Source organism: Sporosarcina beigongshangi (genome assembly GCF_033485195.1).
Lineage (GTDB): Bacteria > Bacillota > Bacilli > Bacillales_A > Planococcaceae > Sporosarcina > Sporosarcina beigongshangi.
This window is the reverse complement of sequence record NZ_JAWLIR010000002.1, coordinates 233,526-253,844: the sequence shown is the minus strand read 5'-3', so window position 1 is coordinate 253,844 and position 20,319 is coordinate 233,526. Positions and strand designations below refer to the sequence as shown.

The 20,319-nt window shown below is 42.4% G+C and carries 18 protein-coding genes and 1 other annotated feature; of the genes, 15 read left to right on the top strand and 3 right to left on the bottom strand.

The annotated features are described in order from the left end of the window. Positions 1-135: 135 nt before the first annotated feature. The 4 genes from R2B77_RS01775 (at position 136) to R2B77_RS01760 (ending at position 3,957) form a co-directional block, all read left to right on the top strand. Positions 136-576, top strand: a complete 441-nt coding sequence (locus tag R2B77_RS01775) for an NUDIX hydrolase (RefSeq protein WP_203246721.1) — start codon at positions 136-138, stop codon at positions 574-576. Positions 577-685: 109 nt separating this feature from the next. Continuing rightward, positions 686-1,774: a M42 family metallopeptidase gene (locus R2B77_RS01770; protein WP_212391251.1), complete on the top strand. Its 1,089-nt coding sequence runs from the start codon at positions 686-688 to the stop codon at positions 1,772-1,774. A 230-nt stretch (positions 1,775-2,004) separates the two neighbouring features. Beyond that, positions 2,005-2,967 carry an ornithine carbamoyltransferase gene (gene argF, locus R2B77_RS01765; RefSeq protein WP_212391296.1) on the top strand — a complete coding sequence of 321 codons (963 nt, stop codon included), beginning with the start codon at positions 2,005-2,007 and terminating at the stop codon, positions 2,965-2,967. 711 nt (positions 2,968-3,678) lie between these two features. Then, positions 3,679-3,957: a hypothetical protein gene (locus tag R2B77_RS01760; RefSeq protein ID WP_203246722.1), complete on the top strand. Its 279-nt coding sequence runs from the start codon at positions 3,679-3,681 to the stop codon at positions 3,955-3,957. Positions 3,958-4,199: 242 nt separating this feature from the next. Here R2B77_RS01760 and sspI read toward each other — a convergent pair whose 3' ends face one another. Continuing rightward, the gene (sspI, locus tag R2B77_RS01755) at positions 4,200-4,412 is read right to left on the bottom strand and encodes a small acid-soluble spore protein SspI (RefSeq protein WP_203246723.1); all 213 of its coding nucleotides are present in this window, start codon (positions 4,410-4,412) and stop codon (positions 4,200-4,202) included. A 92-nt stretch (positions 4,413-4,504) separates the two neighbouring features. Here sspI and R2B77_RS01750 point away from each other — a divergent pair, with 92 nt between their 5' ends. The 3 genes from R2B77_RS01750 (at position 4,505) to pheT (ending at position 9,342) form a co-directional block, all read left to right on the top strand. After that, complete coding sequence (locus tag R2B77_RS01750) at positions 4,505-5,269, top strand: TrmH family RNA methyltransferase (RefSeq protein WP_203246724.1); 765 nt, start codon at positions 4,505-4,507, stop codon at positions 5,267-5,269. A gap of 58 nt (positions 5,270-5,327) precedes the next feature. Then, positions 5,328-5,558, top strand: a binding site (T-box leader). A gap of 322 nt (positions 5,559-5,880) precedes the next feature. Beyond that, entirely contained in the window at positions 5,881-6,918 is a 1,038-nt protein-coding gene (gene pheS / locus R2B77_RS01745; protein ID WP_203246725.1) for a phenylalanine--tRNA ligase subunit alpha, read from the top strand. A gap of 12 nt (positions 6,919-6,930) precedes the next feature. Continuing rightward, positions 6,931-9,342, top strand: a complete 2,412-nt coding sequence (gene pheT, locus R2B77_RS01740; RefSeq protein WP_203246726.1) for a phenylalanine--tRNA ligase subunit beta — start codon at positions 6,931-6,933, stop codon at positions 9,340-9,342. An 82-nt stretch (positions 9,343-9,424) separates the two neighbouring features. Here pheT and R2B77_RS01735 read toward each other — a convergent pair whose 3' ends face one another. Together R2B77_RS01735 and rnhC are read right to left on the bottom strand one after the other, a co-directional pair. Further along, the gene (locus tag R2B77_RS01735; protein ID WP_203246727.1) at positions 9,425-9,994 is read right to left on the bottom strand and encodes a hypothetical protein; all 570 of its coding nucleotides are present in this window, start codon (positions 9,992-9,994) and stop codon (positions 9,425-9,427) included. Between the two features lie 43 nt (positions 9,995-10,037). Further along, positions 10,038-10,973 carry a ribonuclease HIII gene (gene rnhC, locus R2B77_RS01730; RefSeq protein WP_203246728.1) on the bottom strand — a complete coding sequence of 312 codons (936 nt, stop codon included), beginning with the start codon at positions 10,971-10,973 and terminating at the stop codon, positions 10,038-10,040. Between the two features lie 156 nt (positions 10,974-11,129). On the opposite strand from rnhC, the gene zapA reads away from it, so the two are divergent. The 8 genes from zapA to R2B77_RS01690 all read left to right on the top strand — a co-directional run bounded on the left by zapA (position 11,130) and on the right by R2B77_RS01690 (position 20,304). Next, a complete protein-coding gene (gene zapA, locus R2B77_RS01725) occupies positions 11,130-11,390 on the top strand; it encodes a cell division protein ZapA (protein ID WP_203246729.1) in 261 nt (86 codons plus the stop codon). A gap of 9 nt (positions 11,391-11,399) precedes the next feature. Continuing rightward, complete coding sequence (locus R2B77_RS01720) at positions 11,400-11,939, top strand: CvpA family protein (protein ID WP_203246730.1); 540 nt, start codon at positions 11,400-11,402, stop codon at positions 11,937-11,939. 92 nt (positions 11,940-12,031) lie between these two features. Then, positions 12,032-13,738: a DNA polymerase/3'-5' exonuclease PolX gene (gene polX, locus R2B77_RS01715; RefSeq protein WP_203246731.1), complete on the top strand. Its 1,707-nt coding sequence runs from the start codon at positions 12,032-12,034 to the stop codon at positions 13,736-13,738. 16 nt (positions 13,739-13,754) lie between these two features. Further along, a complete protein-coding gene (locus tag R2B77_RS01710) occupies positions 13,755-16,109 on the top strand; it encodes an endonuclease MutS2 (protein ID WP_203246732.1) in 2,355 nt (784 codons plus the stop codon). Between the two features lie 190 nt (positions 16,110-16,299). Further along, on the top strand, positions 16,300-16,713 hold the full coding sequence (locus R2B77_RS01705) for a DUF350 domain-containing protein (RefSeq protein ID WP_322555623.1): 414 nt from the start codon (positions 16,300-16,302) through the stop codon (positions 16,711-16,713). 396 nt (positions 16,714-17,109) lie between these two features. Then, on the top strand, positions 17,110-18,807 hold the full coding sequence (locus R2B77_RS01700; RefSeq protein WP_203246734.1) for an AMP-binding protein: 1,698 nt from the start codon (positions 17,110-17,112) through the stop codon (positions 18,805-18,807). Positions 18,808-18,898: 91 nt separating this feature from the next. Further along, positions 18,899-19,480 (top strand): TetR/AcrR family transcriptional regulator, encoded by a 582-nt coding sequence (locus R2B77_RS01695; RefSeq protein WP_203246735.1) that lies wholly within the window; start codon positions 18,899-18,901, stop codon positions 19,478-19,480. 50 nt (positions 19,481-19,530) lie between these two features. Next, a complete protein-coding gene (locus tag R2B77_RS01690) occupies positions 19,531-20,304 on the top strand; it encodes an enoyl-CoA hydratase (protein WP_203246736.1) in 774 nt (257 codons plus the stop codon). Positions 20,305-20,319 lie beyond the last annotated feature (15 nt).

Genomic DNA, 20,319 nt, shown 5'->3' with positions numbered 1-20,319 from the left:
TTTTCCCTTATTGTAACCCGAAGACTAATAACTTTGTTAAGATTCTTAATAAGTATGAAGTAACAAAGTCATTAAGATAGGGGCTAGTATTGAGGGATAGCTACCAAATAATAAAGTGAGAAGGAGATGGTAGAAATGAAAAGAGTAGATGTTGCGTATGTGCTTCTAGTTGATGAGCAGGAGGAAAATGTTTTGTTAGTCAAAAATAAAGGACCCGAAGCTTCCTACTATACACTCCCCGGCGGAGCAGTCGAGAAAGGAGAAACACTAGAAGAGGCTGCAATTCGTGAAGTGAAAGAAGAAACAGGACTAGACGTACAGCTAGGTGGTATTTTTACTGTAAGTGAAGCATTTTTTGAAGAAAGAGGGCATCACACTATTCTCTTTACTTTTACAGGGAAAATCATCGGTGGAGAAATCAATATTTCAATGCCAGAAGAAATCGAAGAAGTTACTTGGATGAACTCGCAGCAGGCGGAACAATATATACATTTAGCGAGAGGGTTTGAAGGGTTAATTGAAAGTAAAACTACAGTTCCTTATATTTTGAGGGAAGCAGGTAGACATCAATCTTAAAGGAGCATGTTTGCCAATATTTTTTTATTTCCCAATCCGAAATGTTTTGATAATAACAGCCTTTTCGCATATACTACTCTTGTATGATTTATTTAGGAGGTCGAAGTAATTGACGAAATTAGATGAAACACTGGAAATGTTGAAAGCGCTCACAGATGCGAAGGGGATCCCTGGAAATGAACGTGAACCGCGTGAAGTGATGAGGAAGTACATAGAGCCGTTTGCGGATGAAATTGATCAGGATGGTTTGGGTTCATTGATCGCTAAAAAAACGGGCGATGCGAATGGTCCGAAAATTATGCTAGCGGGTCATTTGGATGAAGTTGGTTTCATGATTTCTAAAATCGATGACAAAGGATTTTTATCTTTCCAAACTGTTGGTGGTTGGTGGTCGCAAGTGATGTTGGCGCAGCGTGTAACAATTGTGACACGCAAAGGTGATACGGTAACAGGAGTTATTGGATCGAAGCCTCCACATATCCTTTCGCCAGAAGCGCGTAAAAAACCGGTCGATATTAAAGATATGTTTATCGATATAGGTGCAACTTCGAAAGAAGAAGCAATGGAATGGGGCATCTTGCCAGGGGATATGGTCGTGCCGTATTTCGAATTCACGGTAATGAATAATGATAAATATTTACTTGCGAAGGCATGGGATAACCGAATTGGGATTGCTATCGCAATTGAAGTATTAAAAGCGTTGAAGGCTGAAAATCATCCGAATATCGTATTTGGCGTGGGAGCAGCGCAAGAAGAAATTGGTCTTCGTGGTGCACGTACAGCTGCAACGAAAATCGAGCCGGACATTGGTTTCGCTGTTGACGTAGGCATCGCTGGTGATACACCCGGGATTACGTCGAAGGAAGCAACAGGTAAAATGGGTGATGGACCACAAATCCTACTTTTCGATGCTTCTATGGTATCTCATAAAGGATTACGTGACTTCGTTGTCGATACAGCTGAAGAACATGGTATTCCTTATCAGTTCGAAACGATTCCGGGCGGTGGAACAGATGCTGGTTCCATCCATCTTTCAGGGCATGGCGTTCCATCCCTTGCGATTTGTATTCCGACGAGATATATTCATTCACACGCTGGAATCTTACACCGCGATGATTTTGAAAACACGGTGAAGCTGATTGTTGAAGTCATTAAGAAATTAGACCGTAACGCGGTCAATACGATTACATTTGATTAATTAAACGATTCGACTGCTCTGGCCAATAAAATGGCTGGGGCAGTTTTTTCATTTCAACTTGCTAAAGCAAGTTGTCCTCCGGAGGATGTCACAAATTATGAAAGAAGTTAATTTGGACGCAATTACGAATTGGCGTAATCGATAAATCTATAATAATGCACTTGACTTTATAATTATGCATACTATATACTGTGATATACAAAATGAAAACAGTGATTGGGGATGTCGGTATGATGAAAGTTGAAGAGAAAAATAGTGATATTGCAAATGGTTTGAAGGGGAAGGACCTGTTATCCCTTCTTGATTATACAAGTGAAGAAGTTGCATATTTATTAGACTATGCGAATGACATGAAAAAGGAAATGCTTGCGGGCAAGATGCCACCTATTTTAGCTGGCAAGACGCTTGGGATGATTTTTGAAAAGCATTCAACGCGCACACGTATCTCATTTGAAGTTGGTATGATCCAACTGGGAGGTCATGCGATGTTCATGAACGCACGTGACCTACAAATCGGACGCGGTGAGTCGGTGTATGATACAGGGCATGTATTGTCGGAGTATTTGGATGGCGTCATGATTCGTGCGAATTCGCATGAAATGGTCAAGGAATTGGCAGAACATACATCTGTTCCAGTCATCAATGGCTTAACGGATATTTTTCATCCATGTCAGGCATTGGCAGATTTGCTGACGATTTTGGAAGTGAAAGGATCGCTAGCGGGAAAGAAGATTGCCTATATTGGGGACGGTAATAATGTAGCGCACTCGCTCATCATTGCCGCAGCGCATATGGGCATGCATGCAGCTGTCGCGACGCCAGTAGGGTTTGAATATAACGCAGATTTGTTGGTCAAAGCGCAGGAGCTAGCTACTAAGAATGGTGGTAGTGTAGTGACAACAACGAACCCGATTGAAGCCGTACAAGATGCAGATGTCGTCTATACAGATGTCTGGACTAGTATGGGCCAAGAAGAAGAGGCGGCGGCACGTCTTGAAGCGTTTAAAGATTTCCAAATCAACGATGCATTGGTTGCACATGCAAAAGATGATTATATGTTCTTGCATTGTCTGCCGGCACACCGCGAGGAAGAGGTGGCGACGTCTGTCATTGATGGACCAAATTCATATGTATTCCAACAAGCAGGGAATCGTCTGCACGCACAGAAAGCTGTTTTGGCCAATGTGTTGTAATTGAATAGCTTTATAAGTCCAGGTCCTTACTGACTGGGCTTTTTTATCTGTTGCAGAGGGCTTTGATTGCTACATTGCTATAATTCTTGTGATGCATAATGAGTCGAACTGTGATTCAATCATTGTTAAAACATTTGAAACTTATTGGTTTGAAATACGTAAATAGGATAATTGATATTTAGAAGGTTGGTGTACTACTATGTTTAAATCAGAAGTAACTAACAAGGTTCTAGATATTATCCTCTTTTTGGGATTTATGTTAATAGTTTTATCAAAAAATAATGTAGATACACAGACTAAAACGTTAACAATCTTTATGGTGGCAGCAAGAATCTTATACGATTTATACAAAATTATTAAAATCAAGAGGCTGAAAGCTGATTAAATTTGATTGGCTTTTTTATTACGTTCAATGTATCAGTTTCGCACTACCGAAAAACCCCCGCGCTTACCAATCGTCCTTTGCCCTTACACCAAAAAGGTGGCTGTACTTAAGACTGCTGATTGAGTTGTTATCAGCGGTCTTTTTTCCGTTATTCATCTCACTAATGATGAAAAGAATGCATTTGCTTGATCACGTATTTCATATTTACCTCTAATTGAGTTAATCTTTAAAATCACGCTCCGCGCTTGTCCATTCTCCGTTTGTTTCGAATTCATATATTATGAATGCAAGGCTTGCAAAATAAAACCTGAAAGGAGGTCTTCATAATGAAAAATGATTGTGAAAAATGTGATAAGCGTAACGGGAACTCTGATAAAAATAGAAATAACTGTAAAGGCTGTGTTTGTAATCAATTAAGACGATTACAAAGGCGGACTGAAGTTGACGTTTTCTTAGCAGGTGGACAAGTATTAGAAGATGTTGTTTTTATTAGGTTAGATCAGAGGAATTGCTGCGCATTCTTTAATGATCCAGAAACAGAACCTGGTTCAACACTTATCGTAGACTGCCAAGATATTCAAGCTATTCGAATAGAAGCAGACTGAGTTATAAGGGGTCTCTTTATTTATGGAAGAGGCCTTTCTCTATACAATAAATCTTCTATTATTAAGCAATTTATTTACGAATATAGTTGAAGTTGAAGTTGAAGCAAAATTATATTCAGTTCATCTCGTAGAGTGCTCACTCTTTTTTTGTATCGCATTATGTGTCTACTGTTGTCTTTATTGGACATATATCACCTGAAATTGCGCGGGTGCCACTGGCACCCGCGCAATTTACTTACCATTCAACTCGCCGAAAATACTTGTGCTAACTCCCCAGCCATTTTCGACTTTTCCTGCTCACCTGAACTATTCCACAGTTTTTCGAAGAATACGCCGAGTCCTGGTAATAGGTGTTCCTCGCCTCTCTTGATGGCATCTTCGACGACGTTACGGACATCTTCCGCTGAATTATTTTTCATGTTTGCCGTAATTGCGTCTCGTATTTGAAAATCCATTTTATCATCCTCCTACCATCATTTTGGACACAAATATCGCCAACTATACGGGCATTTGTTACACTGAAAAGAAAAAGGCGGTAACGACGAATATGAAACGCATTGAATCCCCACAAAACTCACTCGTGAAACATTGGAAAAAACTTGTGACAACACGAAAAGAACGTGACAAAACGGAAGAATTTCTTGTAGAAGGCTTTCATCTGGTTGAAGAAGCATTAAAAAAAGACGGAGTGATACTTGCATTAATCATCCGAGATGGCGTTGAATTTCCCGCGGGTTGGTCAACGGAAGGTGTACATATTGTTGAAGTCAACAGTGCGGTTGCGAAAGAAATTTCAGAAACAGAGCATTCACAAGGTGTCTATGCGCATTGCCGACAGCCTAAACATATTGAAGAAGATTTCATATCATGGAAAAAACTATTGCTAGTTGACGCGGTCCAAGATCCAGGCAATGTTGGCACGATGATTCGCACAGCGGATGCTGCTGGCATGGATGCGGTTATTCTCGGAAAAGGCTCAGCTGATCCGTATAATCCGAAAACCGTCCGTTCTGCTCAAGGCTCTCACTTTAATATCCCGGTTGTTCGGGGGGATTTATTGGAATGGGCAACGAAGTCAAAACAAGCCGGCATCAAGGTGCTTGGCACAGGATTGCAAAATGCAGTCAACCATTCCGATATCGAGCCGCAAACGGAATTTGCATTGATTATGGGCAATGAAGGTAGCGGCGTAGACTCTGAATTACTAGCACTGGCAGACGCAACTGTTAAAATTCCGATGTATGGCAAAGCCGAGTCCTTAAATGTTGCTGTGGCAACAGGGATCCTGCTATATTCGTATTCGAGAAATTAACGTTCCTTTGTTGATGAACAAAATGATTTCGGGTATACTAGTAGTTATGAATTAAAATAAAAAAGCAATGACTGGGAAAAGTAAGCACTACACGAACCGAAAGGGAATCTGCGCCTTGACTGAAAGCGTAGGTGGGCAAGTGTTTGTTGAAGTTCACCCCATGAGCTGCCATCGGGATCAGCGTATGCTGTAAAGATGTGCCGGCGCCGGACCGTTATTCCGATTTGAGTGATCATGCCTTCGGGTGTGATAATCAGGGTGGTACCGCGAAATCGTCCTCGTCCCTTTTATAGGGGCGAGTTTTTTTGTTTTTAATAATTGGGGTTGAAACCCAATTATTAAAAACAAGCCTCCGGCGGATGTCACAGATTTTGAGGGGAGTCAGGAAGGCAGTCTAAGTTCGCGACGTCCGAAAAAGTGCCTTAATTTCTGCAAAGAACACAGAAATACGGCAAACCGAACCCTTCGCTGTTCGATTCGCAACGACTGCATGACCTACATCCTGTAGGCCTCTTGCTCAATTCAAAATCTGGACGCAAATACGCCAAGGCGTATTTGATTTTATATGGCAGGTGCACTACACTTTTGTTAATTTCGAAAGGAGAATTACAATGGAAGCACAATTAGAACAGTTGAAAGATGAGGCGCTTGCGAAAATCGAAGCAGCTTCAGATGTAAAAGCATTAAACGAAGTCCGTGTTGCCTACTTAGGGAAAAAAGGGCCGATTACCGACCTGCTAAAAGGCATGGGGAAATTACCAGCTGAGGAACGTCCGAAAATGGGGGCGCTCGTCAATGTCATCCGTGAAGCAGTCACTGAGGTACTAGAAGAACGCATGGCGAAACTCGAGGAGTTAGCTATCAACGAACAGCTTGCGAACGAATCAATTGACGTGACATTGCCAGGTCGCCCTGCGCGTACGGGGAATCATCATCCACTGACACGCGTTGTGGAAGAAATCGAAGACTTCTTCATTAGCATGGGTTATGAAATTGCAGAAGGTCCTGAAGTTGAAAAAGATTATTATAACTTTGAGGCGCTGAACTTGCCGAAAGGGCATCCAGCACGTGATATGCAGGATTCTTTCTATATTTCAGAAGATATTCTTCTGCGCACGCACACTTCTCCTGTTCAAGCACGAACGATGGAAGCAAAGGGAGGCGCACCAATTAAAATCATTTGCCCGGGTAAAGTCTATCGCCGTGATAGCGATGACGCGACACATTCGCATCAGTTTACGCAAATTGAAGGGCTTGTTATCGGTGAAGATATTCGTATGAGTGATTTAAAAGGGACGCTATCTTTATTCTCGAAAAAAATGTTTGGGGATGAGCGTGAAATACGTTTACGTCCAAGCTTCTTCCCGTTCACAGAGCCATCTGTTGAAATGGATATTTCATGCTTCAAATGTGGTGGAGACGGCTGTAATGTTTGTAAGAAAACAGGTTGGATTGAGATTTTGGGTGCCGGTATGGTACACCCGAACGTGCTGAAAATGGCTGGTTATGATCCAACTGTTGTATCAGGCTTCGCTTTCGGTATGGGGCCTGAACGGATTGCAATGTTAAAATACGGTGTGGAAGATATTCGTCATTTCTATACGAATGACGTGCGCTTTGTGTCGCAATTCCACCGGACGGAAGCGTAAGGGGGAGAGGACATGTTAGTGTCTACAAAATGGTTAAGTGATTACGTAAATATAGAAGGTATCGCTCCTGAAGAACTGGCGGAGAAAATTACGCGCTCAGGAATCGAAGTCGATTCCATCATCGACCGCTCACAAGGTATGACGAATGTTGTTGTGGGCTATGTAAAAGAATGTGTGAAACACCCAGAAGCGGATAAATTGAATATTTGTCAAGTGGATGTTGGGGAAGAAGTAACGCAAATTATTTGTGGTGCGGCAAATATTGCAGAAGGACAAAAAGTTATCGTAGCACGCCCTGGCGCAGTTTTACCGGGTAATTTTAAAATTAAAAAAGCAAAATTGCGCGGTGAAGAGTCGAACGGTATGATTTGTTCATTACAAGAGCTTGCTGTTGAAGGGAAGCTTGTACCAAAAGCTTACGCGGAAGGCATTTATGTGCTTCCAGATACTGCGGTACCTGGAGAGAATGCATTGCCGCTTATTGGACTCGATGACACGGTGCTTGAATTTGATTTGACACCAAACCGTTCGGATGCACTAAGCATGCTTGGCGTGGCTTACGAAGTTGGCGCGATTTTATCACAGGGTATTCAATTACCGGAAATTACGTATACGGAATCTGCTGATAAAGCGGAAGATGTGTTGAAATTGCGTATTGATGCAAAAGAAGATAATCCGATGTACGTAGCGAAAGTTGTGAAAAACGTCAAAATTGCTGAATCACCGTTATGGTTGCAAAATCGTTTGATGGCAGCTGGTGTACGACCGCATAATAATGTAGTCGACATTACGAACTACGTATTGATGGAATACGGTCAGCCGCTTCATGCATTCGATTATGACCGTCTTGGAACGGGTGAAATCGTTGTTCGATCGGCAGAAGAAGGCGAAAAAATTACGACGTTAGATGAAACAGAGCGGACGTTGAAATCGCTTAACCTCGTCATTACAAATGGCAAAGAACCTGTCGCTATTGCAGGTGTTATGGGTGGATTAAATTCCGAAGTGCATGATGGAACGACAACTGTTGTTATTGAATCGGCTTATTTTGCACCGGGATCTGTCCGTCAAACTTCGAGAGAACTTGGACTGCGTAGTGATGCGAGCACGCGCTTTGAAAAAGGCGTCGATCCACAACGTGTCATTGCAGCGGCAGAACGTGCAGCCCAGTTGATGGCTGACATCGCGGGCGGCGAAGTGTTAAGTGGTTCAGTCATTGTCGATGAGCTCGACAAGACACCTGCGCGCATTACGGTTTCACCAGATTATATTAATAATCGTCTTGGTATGAAAATCTCTCTAGAAGAGATGCTGTCTATTTTAGATAGACTGCAAATTGAAACAAAAGCTGTTAATGGCAAGCTCGTCATTGACGCGCCGACTCGTAGACAGGATCTGCGTATCGAAGAAGATATTATCGAGGAAATTGCACGTATGTATGGCTATGATCATATCCCAATGACACTTCCAGTTGCGGAATCGACACCAGGTGGTTTGTCGTCGTATCAGGCGAAACGCCGTACAGTGAGGGCTTTTCTTGAGGGAGCAGGACTGTATCAGGCACTGTCGTATTCATTGACATCGAAAGAACAGGCGCAAGCCTATGCACTTGAAACTGCACCAGTTACGGAATTATTGATGCCGATGAGTGAAGACCGCAGTACGCTTCGCCAAAGTATCATTCCGCACCTTTTGGAAGCCGCGACTTATAATGTGGCACGTCGTACGGACTCGGTTGCATTGTATGAAACAGGTTCAGTATTCCTCGGGGAGCAAGAAGATGGTCTGCCACAGGAAGTCGAGCATGTAGCAGCAGTGATGACGGGTAAATGGGTGGATCACGCATGGCAGGCTGAAACGAAGATGGTTGATTTCTTCGTGCTGAAAGGCATTGTCGAAGGCATGATGGATAGTCTTGGGCTTGTGGAAGGCTTATCATTTGAACAAGCGCAGCTGGATGGTATGCACCCAGGTCGCACAGCAAATATTTTTTATAATGGCGAGCGAATTGGTTTGATTGGTCAAATTCACCCGACAGAACAGAAAAAGCGCGATTTGAAAAATACTTATGTGATGGAAATGAATCTTGCGAAAATCCTTGCGATTGAAACGGCCGAATTAGTCTATGTACAAGTTCCACGTTTCCCATCGATTTCAAGAGATATTGCACTTGTTGTATCGAGTGAAACATCTGCAGGTACATTGGAGCATGTTATTCGCAACGCGGGCGGAAAATTGTTGAAAACAGTTCGTTTGTTCGACTTGTACGAAGGCGCGAACGTTGAGGAAGGCAAGAAATCTGTTGCATTCTCGTTGACGTACGCAGACCCAGAGCGCACATTGACAGACGAAGAGGTCGTCAAAGCGCATGACAAAGTGTTGAACGCATTAACAACAGAAGCAGGGGCATTGCTTCGGGGGTAAAGAACAAAAGCGTAGGGCGCCAGGAGTCTAGATGAAATAAAGGCTGCATATGGAATTTGGATTCCATATGCAGCCTTTTTCTTTATCGACTAACAGGCTCTACAACACTAAAACCAATATCGGCTTTTAGGTTGTAGCGTTCGTCATCGGTTGCTTCAGCAGGATCTGTACGCGTAAATTGAGCAGAGCCATGAATGATATATTCGCCTTCAGGAAATTCTTCATTTATCATTGATTTAACAAATTCGACGTATTTTTCTTCATCTTGATCACTGTAACCACCGGCAAAGCTATATCTCTGCCGTAGCGGTTCTCCTTTTATTAACGTCGTGACAATCAGTGGTTCATTCATCGCGTAATCGATTTCAATACCTCGAGTTCTTTCTTCCAACGGAAAATAGAAGGGAGATGCTGCATGGTAAATGTCAATGGAGTCCATTTCTCCTACATACGTTAACTCCGCAAAAATCGCACTACCACTGAATGTATTATAGACATCTTTTTCAGAGGACAGCTTATAGATGAAATCACCTTCTTGTACCTCAGCTTCTGCTGGTGGAAGAGAGGAGGTATTACCGGGATTTACCTTCTCGCTAACCCCACATGCGCTAATCAAAAAAATACAGCAAAATAGAAAAAAGAATTTTCTCACCAGTATCACCTCATTTAATTAGAACGGTTGAAGTTCAAAAAAGTTACTTTCTTTTTCGGGCAGCAATCGCTTTTGCTTTTCTTGCGTTCGCAAAATGCCATTTCGTTAATGATTTCAACGATTCTTCACCGCTTTTCAATAGAATCCTGGCAGCTACCTCATCTACTTTAGCCCCTGCTCCTTTCGGCAGTTCGACTCCTGCAATTTGGCTAAGTCGGTCCATCTCCTCTAAAAATGCCACGCGTGCAATAATGGATGCCGCAGCGACAGCTAGATGTAAACCTTCCGCTTTTGTTGAAAATAGTACGTTTTCTCGCACGATTTCAGACTCCGACTGAATGTGATTATAATAAATGCCGCGTTCTGCAAATTGGTCAATCAAAATATAATCGGGTTTTTCGTCTTCCATTTTCCGTAGTACATGCTTGAGTGCCTGGTTATGAAGAAGCGCTTTGATTTTCCCTTGTGACCATCCACGTGCTTGGACCTCGTTGTATTTATCATTTTTTAGAGTCAAAACGCTATAAATAAGTGTCGCTTGCAAATCGGGTGCGATTTTACGCATGAGATCATCCGTTAACTGTTTGGAATCTTTGACGCCAAGTTCTCGAACGAGCTCCACTTGATCGGCACGCACAAAGCAAGCGGCTACTGTCACAGGGCCGAAGAAATCACCCGTGCCCGTTTCGTCTGAACCGACAACGGACAGCTTAGCAAGGTGGTCAGGTAATACATCACCTTTCGTTGTTTCCTTTGCAGAAGCCTTAGTTCCTTCGATTTTACCCCAACGAGCAGCCTCTCTTTCAGCACCTCCACCTTGAAACAGTACTTTGCCGGATTTATAGGCAGTGATGGATGTGTCCGTTAGTTTTGCCGCAAAAACGACGCCAGGTGCATTGCGTACAATTTTAGACGCTGCATAATGAACCATTACTTTTTTCAATCCTTGATCGTCTACTAAAATAACTTGATTACTCAATGTAAAACTTCCTTTCGTTGACCAGAAAAGGTCGGCTGTAAACTTATACTATATGACGTTACAAGTGAAACCGTTTCATGGTATGATTGGTAACATAGTTTTTAACTTGCTGAATCCATTACGCTGAGTCGTATTTTATCGTGGGAGGTCATGTCATTGGCAGACGAACAGAAGACACGCATAACCGTTGACATTTACGGGCAGACTTATACAATTGTCGGTACCGAAACTAGTAGTCATGTGCGGATGGTCGCCTCGATGGTTGATGACAGGATGCGCGAAATCAGTGCTCGCAATCCGTATCTCGATAGTTCAAAAATCGCTGTGCTCACCGCTGTTAATAGTGTACATGACTATCTTAAATTAAAAGAGCAAGTTGAACAAATAGAAGAAGAATTGAATAAGTTGAAGGGTTGACGGTCTTACATGCTAGATTTACTTATCTTAATCCTCCTATTCGGAGGTCTTGTCACAGGTTTTAGACGAGGACTAATTGTACAAATTATACATATGACGGGATTTATCATAGCACTCGTTGTCGCTTTTACGTACTATAAGCAACTCGCAGAAAAATTCGTTCTATGGATTCCTTATCCTGGTGTCACGGCGGGTTCTAAGCTATCAATGACAGTTGAACAATTGGATTTAGACAGCACATTTTATCGTTTATTGGCATTCGTGCTCATTTTTCTTGTTGTCAAATTTGCTTTGCAGCTCATAGCATCCATGTTCGATTTTTTGAAATATTTACCTGTCTTAGGCTTTATCGCGCGATTTACAGGAGCGTTGTTTGGATTCATTGAGTTCTACATCCTCATTTTCCTTGTACTTTATTTGCTCGCAATGGTGCCAGTAGATTTCCTTCAAGCATTGCTAAGTAAATCAATGCTGGCAAAAACGATGTTTGAACACACTCCGGTATTATCAGAAACGGTGAAAAACTGGTGGTTCATTTACATGAAATGACAGCTTCCCCCTTACCGGAGGGGAGCTTTTTTCAAGATGATCTAGACTTTCAAGAGATGTCTGCGCAATTGAAAAGGTGAGGAGGGCTTTTGGTGAATAAAAAAACAATCATTCGTACGTTTGAGAAAATAGCTTTATATATGGAATTGCTTGGAGAAAATCATTTCAAAGTTTCTGCGTTTAGAAAAGCGGCGAATGCGCTGGAGCTAGATCCGCGGAGTTTAGCTGAAATGGATGATATCTTGACTCTGAAGGGAATCGGTAAAGGAACAGGTGCAGTGATTACGGATTTGCTGGAGAAAGGCAAATCTGATTTGCTACAGGAGCTAGAAGAGACGGTTCCAAAGGGGCTAATCCCTTTATTGAAAATCCCAGGACTTGGTGGCAAGAAAATCGCTAAATTGCGCGAAGCACTCGGCATTGATTCAGTTGAATCATTACGCAATGCATGTGTTGCTGAGGAAGTGAGTAAAGTCCCCGGCTTTGGTAAAAAAACTGAAGATAATCTGTTGGCTGAAATAGAATTACTAGGTACGCGGCAAGGCAAATTTCCGATATGGCAAGTAGAAAAGGTTGTATCGTTTGTGGAGCAGGAGCTACAAATAATTCCTGAAATCACGCGTTTTTCCGTTGCAGGCAGTTATCGCCGGACAGAAGAGCAAAATAGTGATGTAGACTTCATCATAGTGACTGACGAGCCTGGCGTTGTACGTGAGAAATTGTTGGCATCCTTACCACTTGCTGCGACAATCGGGGCTGGAGATGCCAAATTATCCGTTACACTTGACTTGGAGGAGCAAATTGATGCAGATTTCCGTTTTGTAAAGGCTGAACAATTTGCTTCTGCCATTCATCATTTTACAGGCTCAAAGGATCATAATGTTCGCATGCGTCAGTTAGCGAAGTCGAGAGGGCTGAAAATAAGCGAATACGGCGTGGAGGATGAAGAGGGAGCTGTCACGACATTCGAGTCGGAAGAACAATTTTTCGCCCACTTCGATTTACCTTACATTCCACCTGCGCTTCGAAGAAATGGCAGTGAGATCGACCGTGTGGAAAAACTAGCTGGTTTGATTGTGCTGGAGGATATTCGTTCTGATTTGCATATGCATACGACTTGGTCGGACGGAGGCTATTCGATCCGCGAAATGGTGGAGGCTTGCCGCGCCAAAGGCTATTCCTATATGGTCATCACAGATCATACCGAGTACTTGAAGGTAGCGAATGGCTTAACGCCAGAACGCGTGCGTGAACAAATTGCAGAAATCCGTGCGTTAAATGAAGAATATGATGACATTGAAATTTTCTGTGGAACGGAAATGGACATTCTTCCTGATGCCACACTCGATTTTAATGATGAATTGCTCAGTGAGCTTGATTTTGTCATTGCTTCGATTCATTCAAACTTTAGTCAATCGCAGGAGCAAATTATGGAAAGATTGCATACGGCGATGAAAAATCCGCATGTCGATATGATTGCACACCCAACAGGGCGTATTGTTGGGCAGCGTGACGGTTATAATCCGGATATCCCTCAGCTCATTCAATGGGCGAAGGAATACGGTAAAATTTTGGAGTTAAATGCGAATCCTTACCGATTGGATCTTGCGACGGATCATTTAATCATGGCGCAAGAAGCGGGCGTTCCTATCGCTATCAATACAGACGCACATGCGATTGGTCAATTGAAATATATGGATATTGGCGTGAAATACGGCCAAAAAGCTTGGCTGAAAAAAGAAACGGTCGTTAATACATGGCCGCTCGATAAATTCCTCCGTGACATTGTCCGGAAATGAAAGGAAGTGTAAGACATTGGAAAACCGTGTCTTGAAAACACTTGAGTTCGATAAAATCCGGGATATTGTGGCTACACATTGCACATCATTTGCCGGTCGTTCTTATATAGAAAAGTTAGTGCCAGTTAGCGAGTTTGATGAAGTTGTTCGATTGTTAGAGGAAATGGATGAAGGGCTGTCCATTTTGCGGGTCCGTGGCAACGTACCAATGGGCGGTATTAGTGATATTAGACCTCACGCAAAACGTGCACAACAGGGTGGTATGTTAAGTGCCTATGAATTAATGGAGGTTGCTAACACCATTCGGGCTAGCCGGATTTTGCGTCAGTTCATCGAAGCGATTGTAGCCGATGAAGATATTGACATTCCACATTTCGTCGCTAAAAAAGAATTGATTCCCATTTTGACGGGCTTGGAGCATGAAATCAATGCCTGTATTGATGATAATGGACATGTTGTGGATAGTGCATCGGGTTCGCTACGTTCGATTCGACAAGGATTACGTTTGCAAGAGGGGCGCGTGCGTGAAAAGCTAGAAAGCTACACACGTGGACGCAATGCAGCGAAGATGCTGTCTGACTCCATTGTGACGATTCGTAACGACCGTTTTGTGATTCCTGTCAAAGCGGAGTATCGTTCGCATTATGGCGGCGTCATTCACGATATGTCGTCATCTGGACAAACGCTGTTCATCGAACCTGATGCAGTCGTTCAGGCGAATAATGAAATTAGACGCTTGAAAATGCAGGAGCAAGAAGAAATCGAGAAAATTCTGATTGAGCTGTCTGCAAAAGTACAAGAAATCGCCCATGATTTGTTTACACTTGTCGCTGTTTTGGCGGAAATTGATATTATTTTAGCGAAAGCAAAATTTGGTATTGCGCAGAAATGCACGAAGCCGGAAGTGAATAACGAAGGATATATTCGTTTAGCGAAAGCGCGCCATCCTTTACTACCAATTGATACTGCCGTAGCGAATACGATTGAATTTGGAAAAGACATTACGACGATTGTCATTACCGGGCCAAATACAGGTGGTAAGACTGTGACATTGAAAACGGTCGGTTTGTGCACGTTAATGGCACAAGCAGGACTGCCGATTCCTGCACTCGATGGTTCGGAAATTGCAGTCTTTGATTCAGTTTATGCCGACATTGGGGATGAACAATCTATTGAGCAAAGTTTGAGTACTTTCTCTTCACATATGGTTAATATTGTTGATATTATTCAAAAATACGACGATCGTTCGCTAATTATCTTTGACGAGCTAGGTTCAGGTACAGATCCACAGGAAGGGGCTGCATTGGCCATCTCGATTTTGGATGAAGTACATGGGCATGGTGCGCGTGTCATGGCAACGACCCATTATCCAGAATTAAAAGCGTATGGCTATAATCGGCCGGGCGTGGCCAATGCGAGTGTTGAGTTCGATATTGAAACGTTGAGCCCGACCTACCGTCTATTAATCGGTGTGCCGGGTCGCAGTAATGCGTTTGAAATTTCGAAACGACTAGGGTTACAGGAGCGAATCATTGAGCGTGCAAAAACCTTTACTGGGACGGATCGTGGTGAAGTCGATTCGATGATTGTGTCACTTGAAACAAGTCGTGTCCAATCAGAAAAAGATGCAGAACAAACGCACGAAGTCCTGCTGGAAACGGAGCAGTTGAAACGTGAACTGGAAGAACGACTAGCTGAGTTCGATAGTATGAAAGAGCGTTTGGAAGCGAAAGCAAAAGAAAAGGCGAAAAAAATTGTTGAAGATGCAAAACGTGAATCAGAGGCGGTCATATCGGACTTACGTGCAATGCGTCTGAATGTCGGTGCCAATATTAAAGAGCATGAATTGATTGAAGCGCGTAAACGTCTGGAAGGTGCGTCACCGGCTGAAGAGAAAAAAATCGTCAAAGCGAAGGCGGCACCAAGACCGCTACAAGTTGGCGATGAAGTAAAAGTACTGAGTTATGGTCAAAAAGGGACGCTCATTGAAAAAGTATCGAGTAAAGAGTGGATTGTTCAAATCGGTATTTTGAAGATGAAATTGGACGAGGCTGGACTAGAATATGTCAAACCAGAAAAAGAAAAGCCAACTGTTGTGACGACTTCTGTAAGAGGAAGAGAATCGCATATCAAATTAGAACTCGACCTACGGGGAGAGCGCTATGAGGATGCCATCTTCCGTACAGAAAAATATTTGGATGATGCATTATTATCAAATTATCATCAAGTATCCATCATCCACGGTAAGGGTACAGGGGCATTAAGACAGGGCATCCAACAATATTTAAAAAATCATTCCCGTGTGAAAAGCTACCGTTTCGGCGAAGCGGGCGAAGGCGGGCACGGTGTGACTGTGGTGGAATTGAAGTAATACTAATCAATCACGCCTTGGCGTGATTGCGTCCGGATTTTTTTCGAGCTCGCTCGAAAAGCTCCCCCAAAAATCCGTGACATCCGCCGGAGGCTTTGTCTGAGTTCAGACAAAATATGCTCCTTTTTGAAACCTTTTTCGATTCTATCCGTATAGGTAGGAATGACCGAATATAAAGGAGCTTAAAACTATAATGAAAACTGATTTTTGGAGCAATCCATTAGTAGAAACAGCAGGATATTTTAGCGTTGTTGTCCTTTGTCTAATTGTTTCAATGGTGCTTTTTGAGCTCGTTACTAAATATAAGAATTGGGAAGAGATTCGAAATGGGAATTTATCCGTTGCTTTCGCAACAGGCGGGAAAATTTTTGGTATTTGTAATATTTTCCGCTACTCAATCGAACGACATAACTCATTGCCTGAAATGATTGGATGGGGATTATTCGGCTTTACTTTGCTCATCTTCGCTTATCTATTATTTGAGTTCCTAACACCGAAATTTAATATTGATAAAGAGATTGAAGCAGACAATCGTTCCGTTGGATTTATATCCTTGGCGATTTCAGTAGGCTTATCGTTTGTTATTGGAGCAAGTATTTCATAGGAGTCGTTTTAAATGGAAAAGTTAGCGAAAATTTTACTAATAGTTTGTGTTCTTTTCGTCGCAGTCGGTATTTACTGGCTATCTTTTGGAACACCGAGCTGGTTATTCTTCCAAATGCCTTGACCGAAATATGCCGGTCAAGGCATTTTTTTGACATTTACTATCCAAAAATAAAATACTCATTGTAAGCGGATTCATTTAGCACTATAATTAACTATAGGAATATTCAACTTAATTCAGCGGGGTTCAAACCTCGCCTGAATTAAGTTGAGCCTCCAGCGGATGTCGCGGATTTCGAAGGGAGTGAATTGAGCTTGCTCAATTTAAAATCTGGACGCAATCATGCTGAGGCGCGATTGATAGTTGTTGAATAGATTGAAGAAAGGGGTTTTTTACATGACGGCAAAACCATGGTTGGATTTATATCCTACCGAAATTGCAAAGACGCTTGATTATGAGCGGATTCCAATCCAAGATTACTTAACACGTTCTAGCAAGAAGTATCCCGAAAAAGTAGCGATGCATTTTATGGGCAAGGATATTTCTTACAAGGAATTCCATGAGGCCGCTTTAAAATTTGCTAACTATTTAAAATCACTGGGGATTGAAAAAGGAGATCGCGTGGCAATTATGTTGCCAAACTGTCCACAAGGGGCAATTGCCTATTATGGCATCCTCTATATTGGCGCAATTGTTGTACAGACGAATCCGCTTTACACAGAACGTGAATTGGCTTATCAAATGGTGGATTCTGGCTCAAAGGCAATCATTTCACTCGATATTTTATTCCCTCGGATTTCGAAAATCATTAAGGACACAGAACTTGAACATGTCATTATTACAGGAATCAAAGATTACTTGCCGTTCCCGAAAAATCTGATCTATCCATTCATCCAGAAAAAAGAATATGGCATGACAGTCAAAGTTGAGCATCGTGGGATGAATCATCTCTTTACTGAAATCATGAAAATCGCAAAACCAAGCCCTGTAAGCTACTCCTTTGATTATGATGAAGATATTGCTTTGTTACAATACACGGGGGGAACAACTGGACCACCGAAGGGCGTCATGTTAACTCATGCGAATCTTAGCGCCAATGTTAAAATGTGTGATGAATGGCTCTACAAATGTGAAGAAGGTAAAGAAACGCTCATGGCTATTCTGCCTTTTTTCCACGTTTATGGCATGACAACAGTCTTAGTCTTATCCGTTATGTTGGGTAACAAAATGGTCATCATTCCGAAATTTGATTTTGAAACTGCTTTGAAAACAATCGACAAACAGAAGCCGACGCTATTCCCAGGTGCACCGACCATTTATATCGGTCTACTAAATCATCCGGATCTAAAAAAATACGATTTGTCATCCGTAAAAGCCTGTATTAGTGGCTCGGCAGCATTACCGGTTGAAGTACAAGAGAAATTTGAGATGATTACGGGTGGAAAGCTAGTCGAAGGCTATGGCTTAACGGAAACTTCGCCAGTGACACATGCTAATCTTGTTTGGGGAACGGAACGTGTGAAGGCCTCCATCGGTATACCGTGGCCAGATACTGACTCTTGTATACTAGGTCCAGATTCATCAGAGCCGCTTGCGAATGGTGAAATTGGTGAAATTGCGGTAAAGGGTCCCCAAGTGATGAAGGGTTATTGGAATAAACCAGAGGACACTGAGCAGACTTTCCGTGATGGGTGGTTCTTGACAGGGGATCTTGGTTATATGGATGACAAAGGGTATTTCTACGTTGTGGATCGTAAAAAAGATATGATTATTGCAAGTGGCTTTAATATTTATCCGCGTGAAATCGAAGAAGTTCTCTATGAGCATGAGGCAATCCAGGAATGTGTCGTTGCGGGGGTTCCCGATCCTTATAGGGGAGAAACTGTTAAAGCGTATGTTGTCTTGAAGGAAGGTGCTTCGGTTACGGAGGAGCAGTTAGATGAGTATTGTCGCGAAAATTTAGCATCGTTCAAAGTGCCACGCAAGTATGAGTTCCGAAGTGAGTTGCCAAAAACAGCAGTCGGAAAAATTTTACGTCGTGCACTTGTTGATGAAGAGAAGAAAAAAGCTGAACAGGAACGACTAACCTCATGATATAATATTGCTTGACAAGAGGAGAAATAAATACTAATATGAAAATATGAATGAATCATCATTCATATTTTCTTTTTGGTGGTGATTAGTAGTGAAGCGGGATAGGCCAAAATATAAGCAAATCGTGGATGCAGCTGTAGTTGTCATCGCTGAAAATGGATTTCATCAGGCGCAAGTTTCTAAGATTGCAAAGGAAGCTGGCGTTGCGGACGGGACGATTTATCTTTATTTTAAAAATAAAGAGGATATTCTTATATCTGTGTTTAGGGAAAAGATGGCTATTTTCGTCAATAATGTTGAGGTCATATTGAAAAAAGACATTGACACCTCTGAAAAATTATTCAGAATGATTGACAATCATTTCCGTGTACTCCATGAAGACCGTCAACTGGCAATCGTCACACAGCTTGAACTCCGGCAGTCGAATAAAGAGTTACGAATTCGAATTAATGAAGTGTTGAAGGAATACCTAATGCTTTTAGATGCTATCTTGAAAGAAGGGATAGAAAATGGTGCACTCAATGACCAGCTTGATATCCGACTTGCAAGGCAAATGGTGTTTGGAACGATCGATGAAACAATCACTTCATGGGTGATGAACGATCAGAAGTATGATCTTATGAAGCTCTCACCTGAAGTACATAGACTCATCATGAATGGAATGAAGGCTTGACTTCGTTTGAAGTCAGGCCAAAAACGTAGAGGACAGAGAGTGGGGATGGAATGGAGTTTCTAACAGTAGTTGTGGAGGATGGCGTCGCTATTGCGACAATTAACAGGCCACCCGCGAATGCGCTTTCACGTGCGCTAATACTGGAAGTAGATGCACTTCTTGAGCAGGTGGAACATGACGAAGCTATACGAGTCGTTGTTCTACATGGAGAAGGGAAGTTTTTCTCGGCAGGTGCGGATATTAAAGAATTTACATCCGTCACATCAGGAGAAGAATTTACGAAGTTGGCAGCGAGTGGGCAAGCAGTATTTGAACGTTTGGAATCCTTTTCTAAACCAGTCATTGCGGCTATTCATGGTGCGGCACTTGGCGGTGGACTTGAATTAGCGATGGGTTGTCATATGCGTATTGTCACTGAAACAGCGAAACTGGGCTTACCAGAACTGCAATTAGGTCTAATTCCTGGATTTGCTGGGACACAACGTTTGCCACGCTATGTTGGTATGCCAAAAGCGGCAGAGATGCTACTGACAAGTGAGCCGATTAGTGGTGCAGAAGCAGTTCGTCTTGGTCTTGCAAATCAATCCTATTCAGACGAAGAGTTGTTGCCTAAAACGATGGAGTTGGCTAAGAAAATTGCAAAGAAAAGCCCTGTTTCAGTAAAAGCTGCACTGGCTATGTTGCAATATGCAAAACCAGCTTCTTATTACGAGGGTGTCAAAGCAGAGTCTGATTCTTTCGGAGAAGTATTTGTTTCAGAAGATGCAAAAGAAGGAATCCAAGCATTTCTTGAAAAACGCCAACCTATATTTACGGGGAAATAATTAAAAGTCGAGGAG

What these genes read in the sequence shown, in the direction of transcription:
- R2B77_RS01690 (WP_203246736.1), top strand. Translation starts at nt 19,531, where the DNA reads ATGGAGTTTCTAACAGTAGTTGTGGAGGATGGCGTCGCTATTGCGACA.
- R2B77_RS01750 (WP_203246724.1), top strand. Translation starts at nt 4,505, where the DNA reads ATGAAACGCATTGAATCCCCACAAAACTCACTCGTGAAACATTGGAAA.
- pheT (WP_203246726.1), top strand. Translation starts at nt 6,931, where the DNA reads ATGTTAGTGTCTACAAAATGGTTAAGTGATTACGTAAATATAGAAGGT.
- sspI (WP_203246723.1), bottom strand. Translation starts at nt 4,412, where the DNA reads ATGGATTTTCAAATACGAGACGCAATTACGGCAAACATGAAAAATAAT.
- R2B77_RS01775 (WP_203246721.1), top strand. Translation starts at nt 136, where the DNA reads ATGAAAAGAGTAGATGTTGCGTATGTGCTTCTAGTTGATGAGCAGGAG.
- R2B77_RS01700 (WP_203246734.1), top strand. Translation starts at nt 17,110, where the DNA reads ATGACGGCAAAACCATGGTTGGATTTATATCCTACCGAAATTGCAAAG.
- R2B77_RS01720 (WP_203246730.1), top strand. Translation starts at nt 11,400, where the DNA reads ATGCTAGATTTACTTATCTTAATCCTCCTATTCGGAGGTCTTGTCACA.
- pheS (WP_203246725.1), top strand. Translation starts at nt 5,881, where the DNA reads ATGGAAGCACAATTAGAACAGTTGAAAGATGAGGCGCTTGCGAAAATC.
- argF (WP_212391296.1), top strand. Translation starts at nt 2,005, where the DNA reads ATGATGAAAGTTGAAGAGAAAAATAGTGATATTGCAAATGGTTTGAAG.
- R2B77_RS01760 (WP_203246722.1), top strand. Translation starts at nt 3,679, where the DNA reads ATGAAAAATGATTGTGAAAAATGTGATAAGCGTAACGGGAACTCTGAT.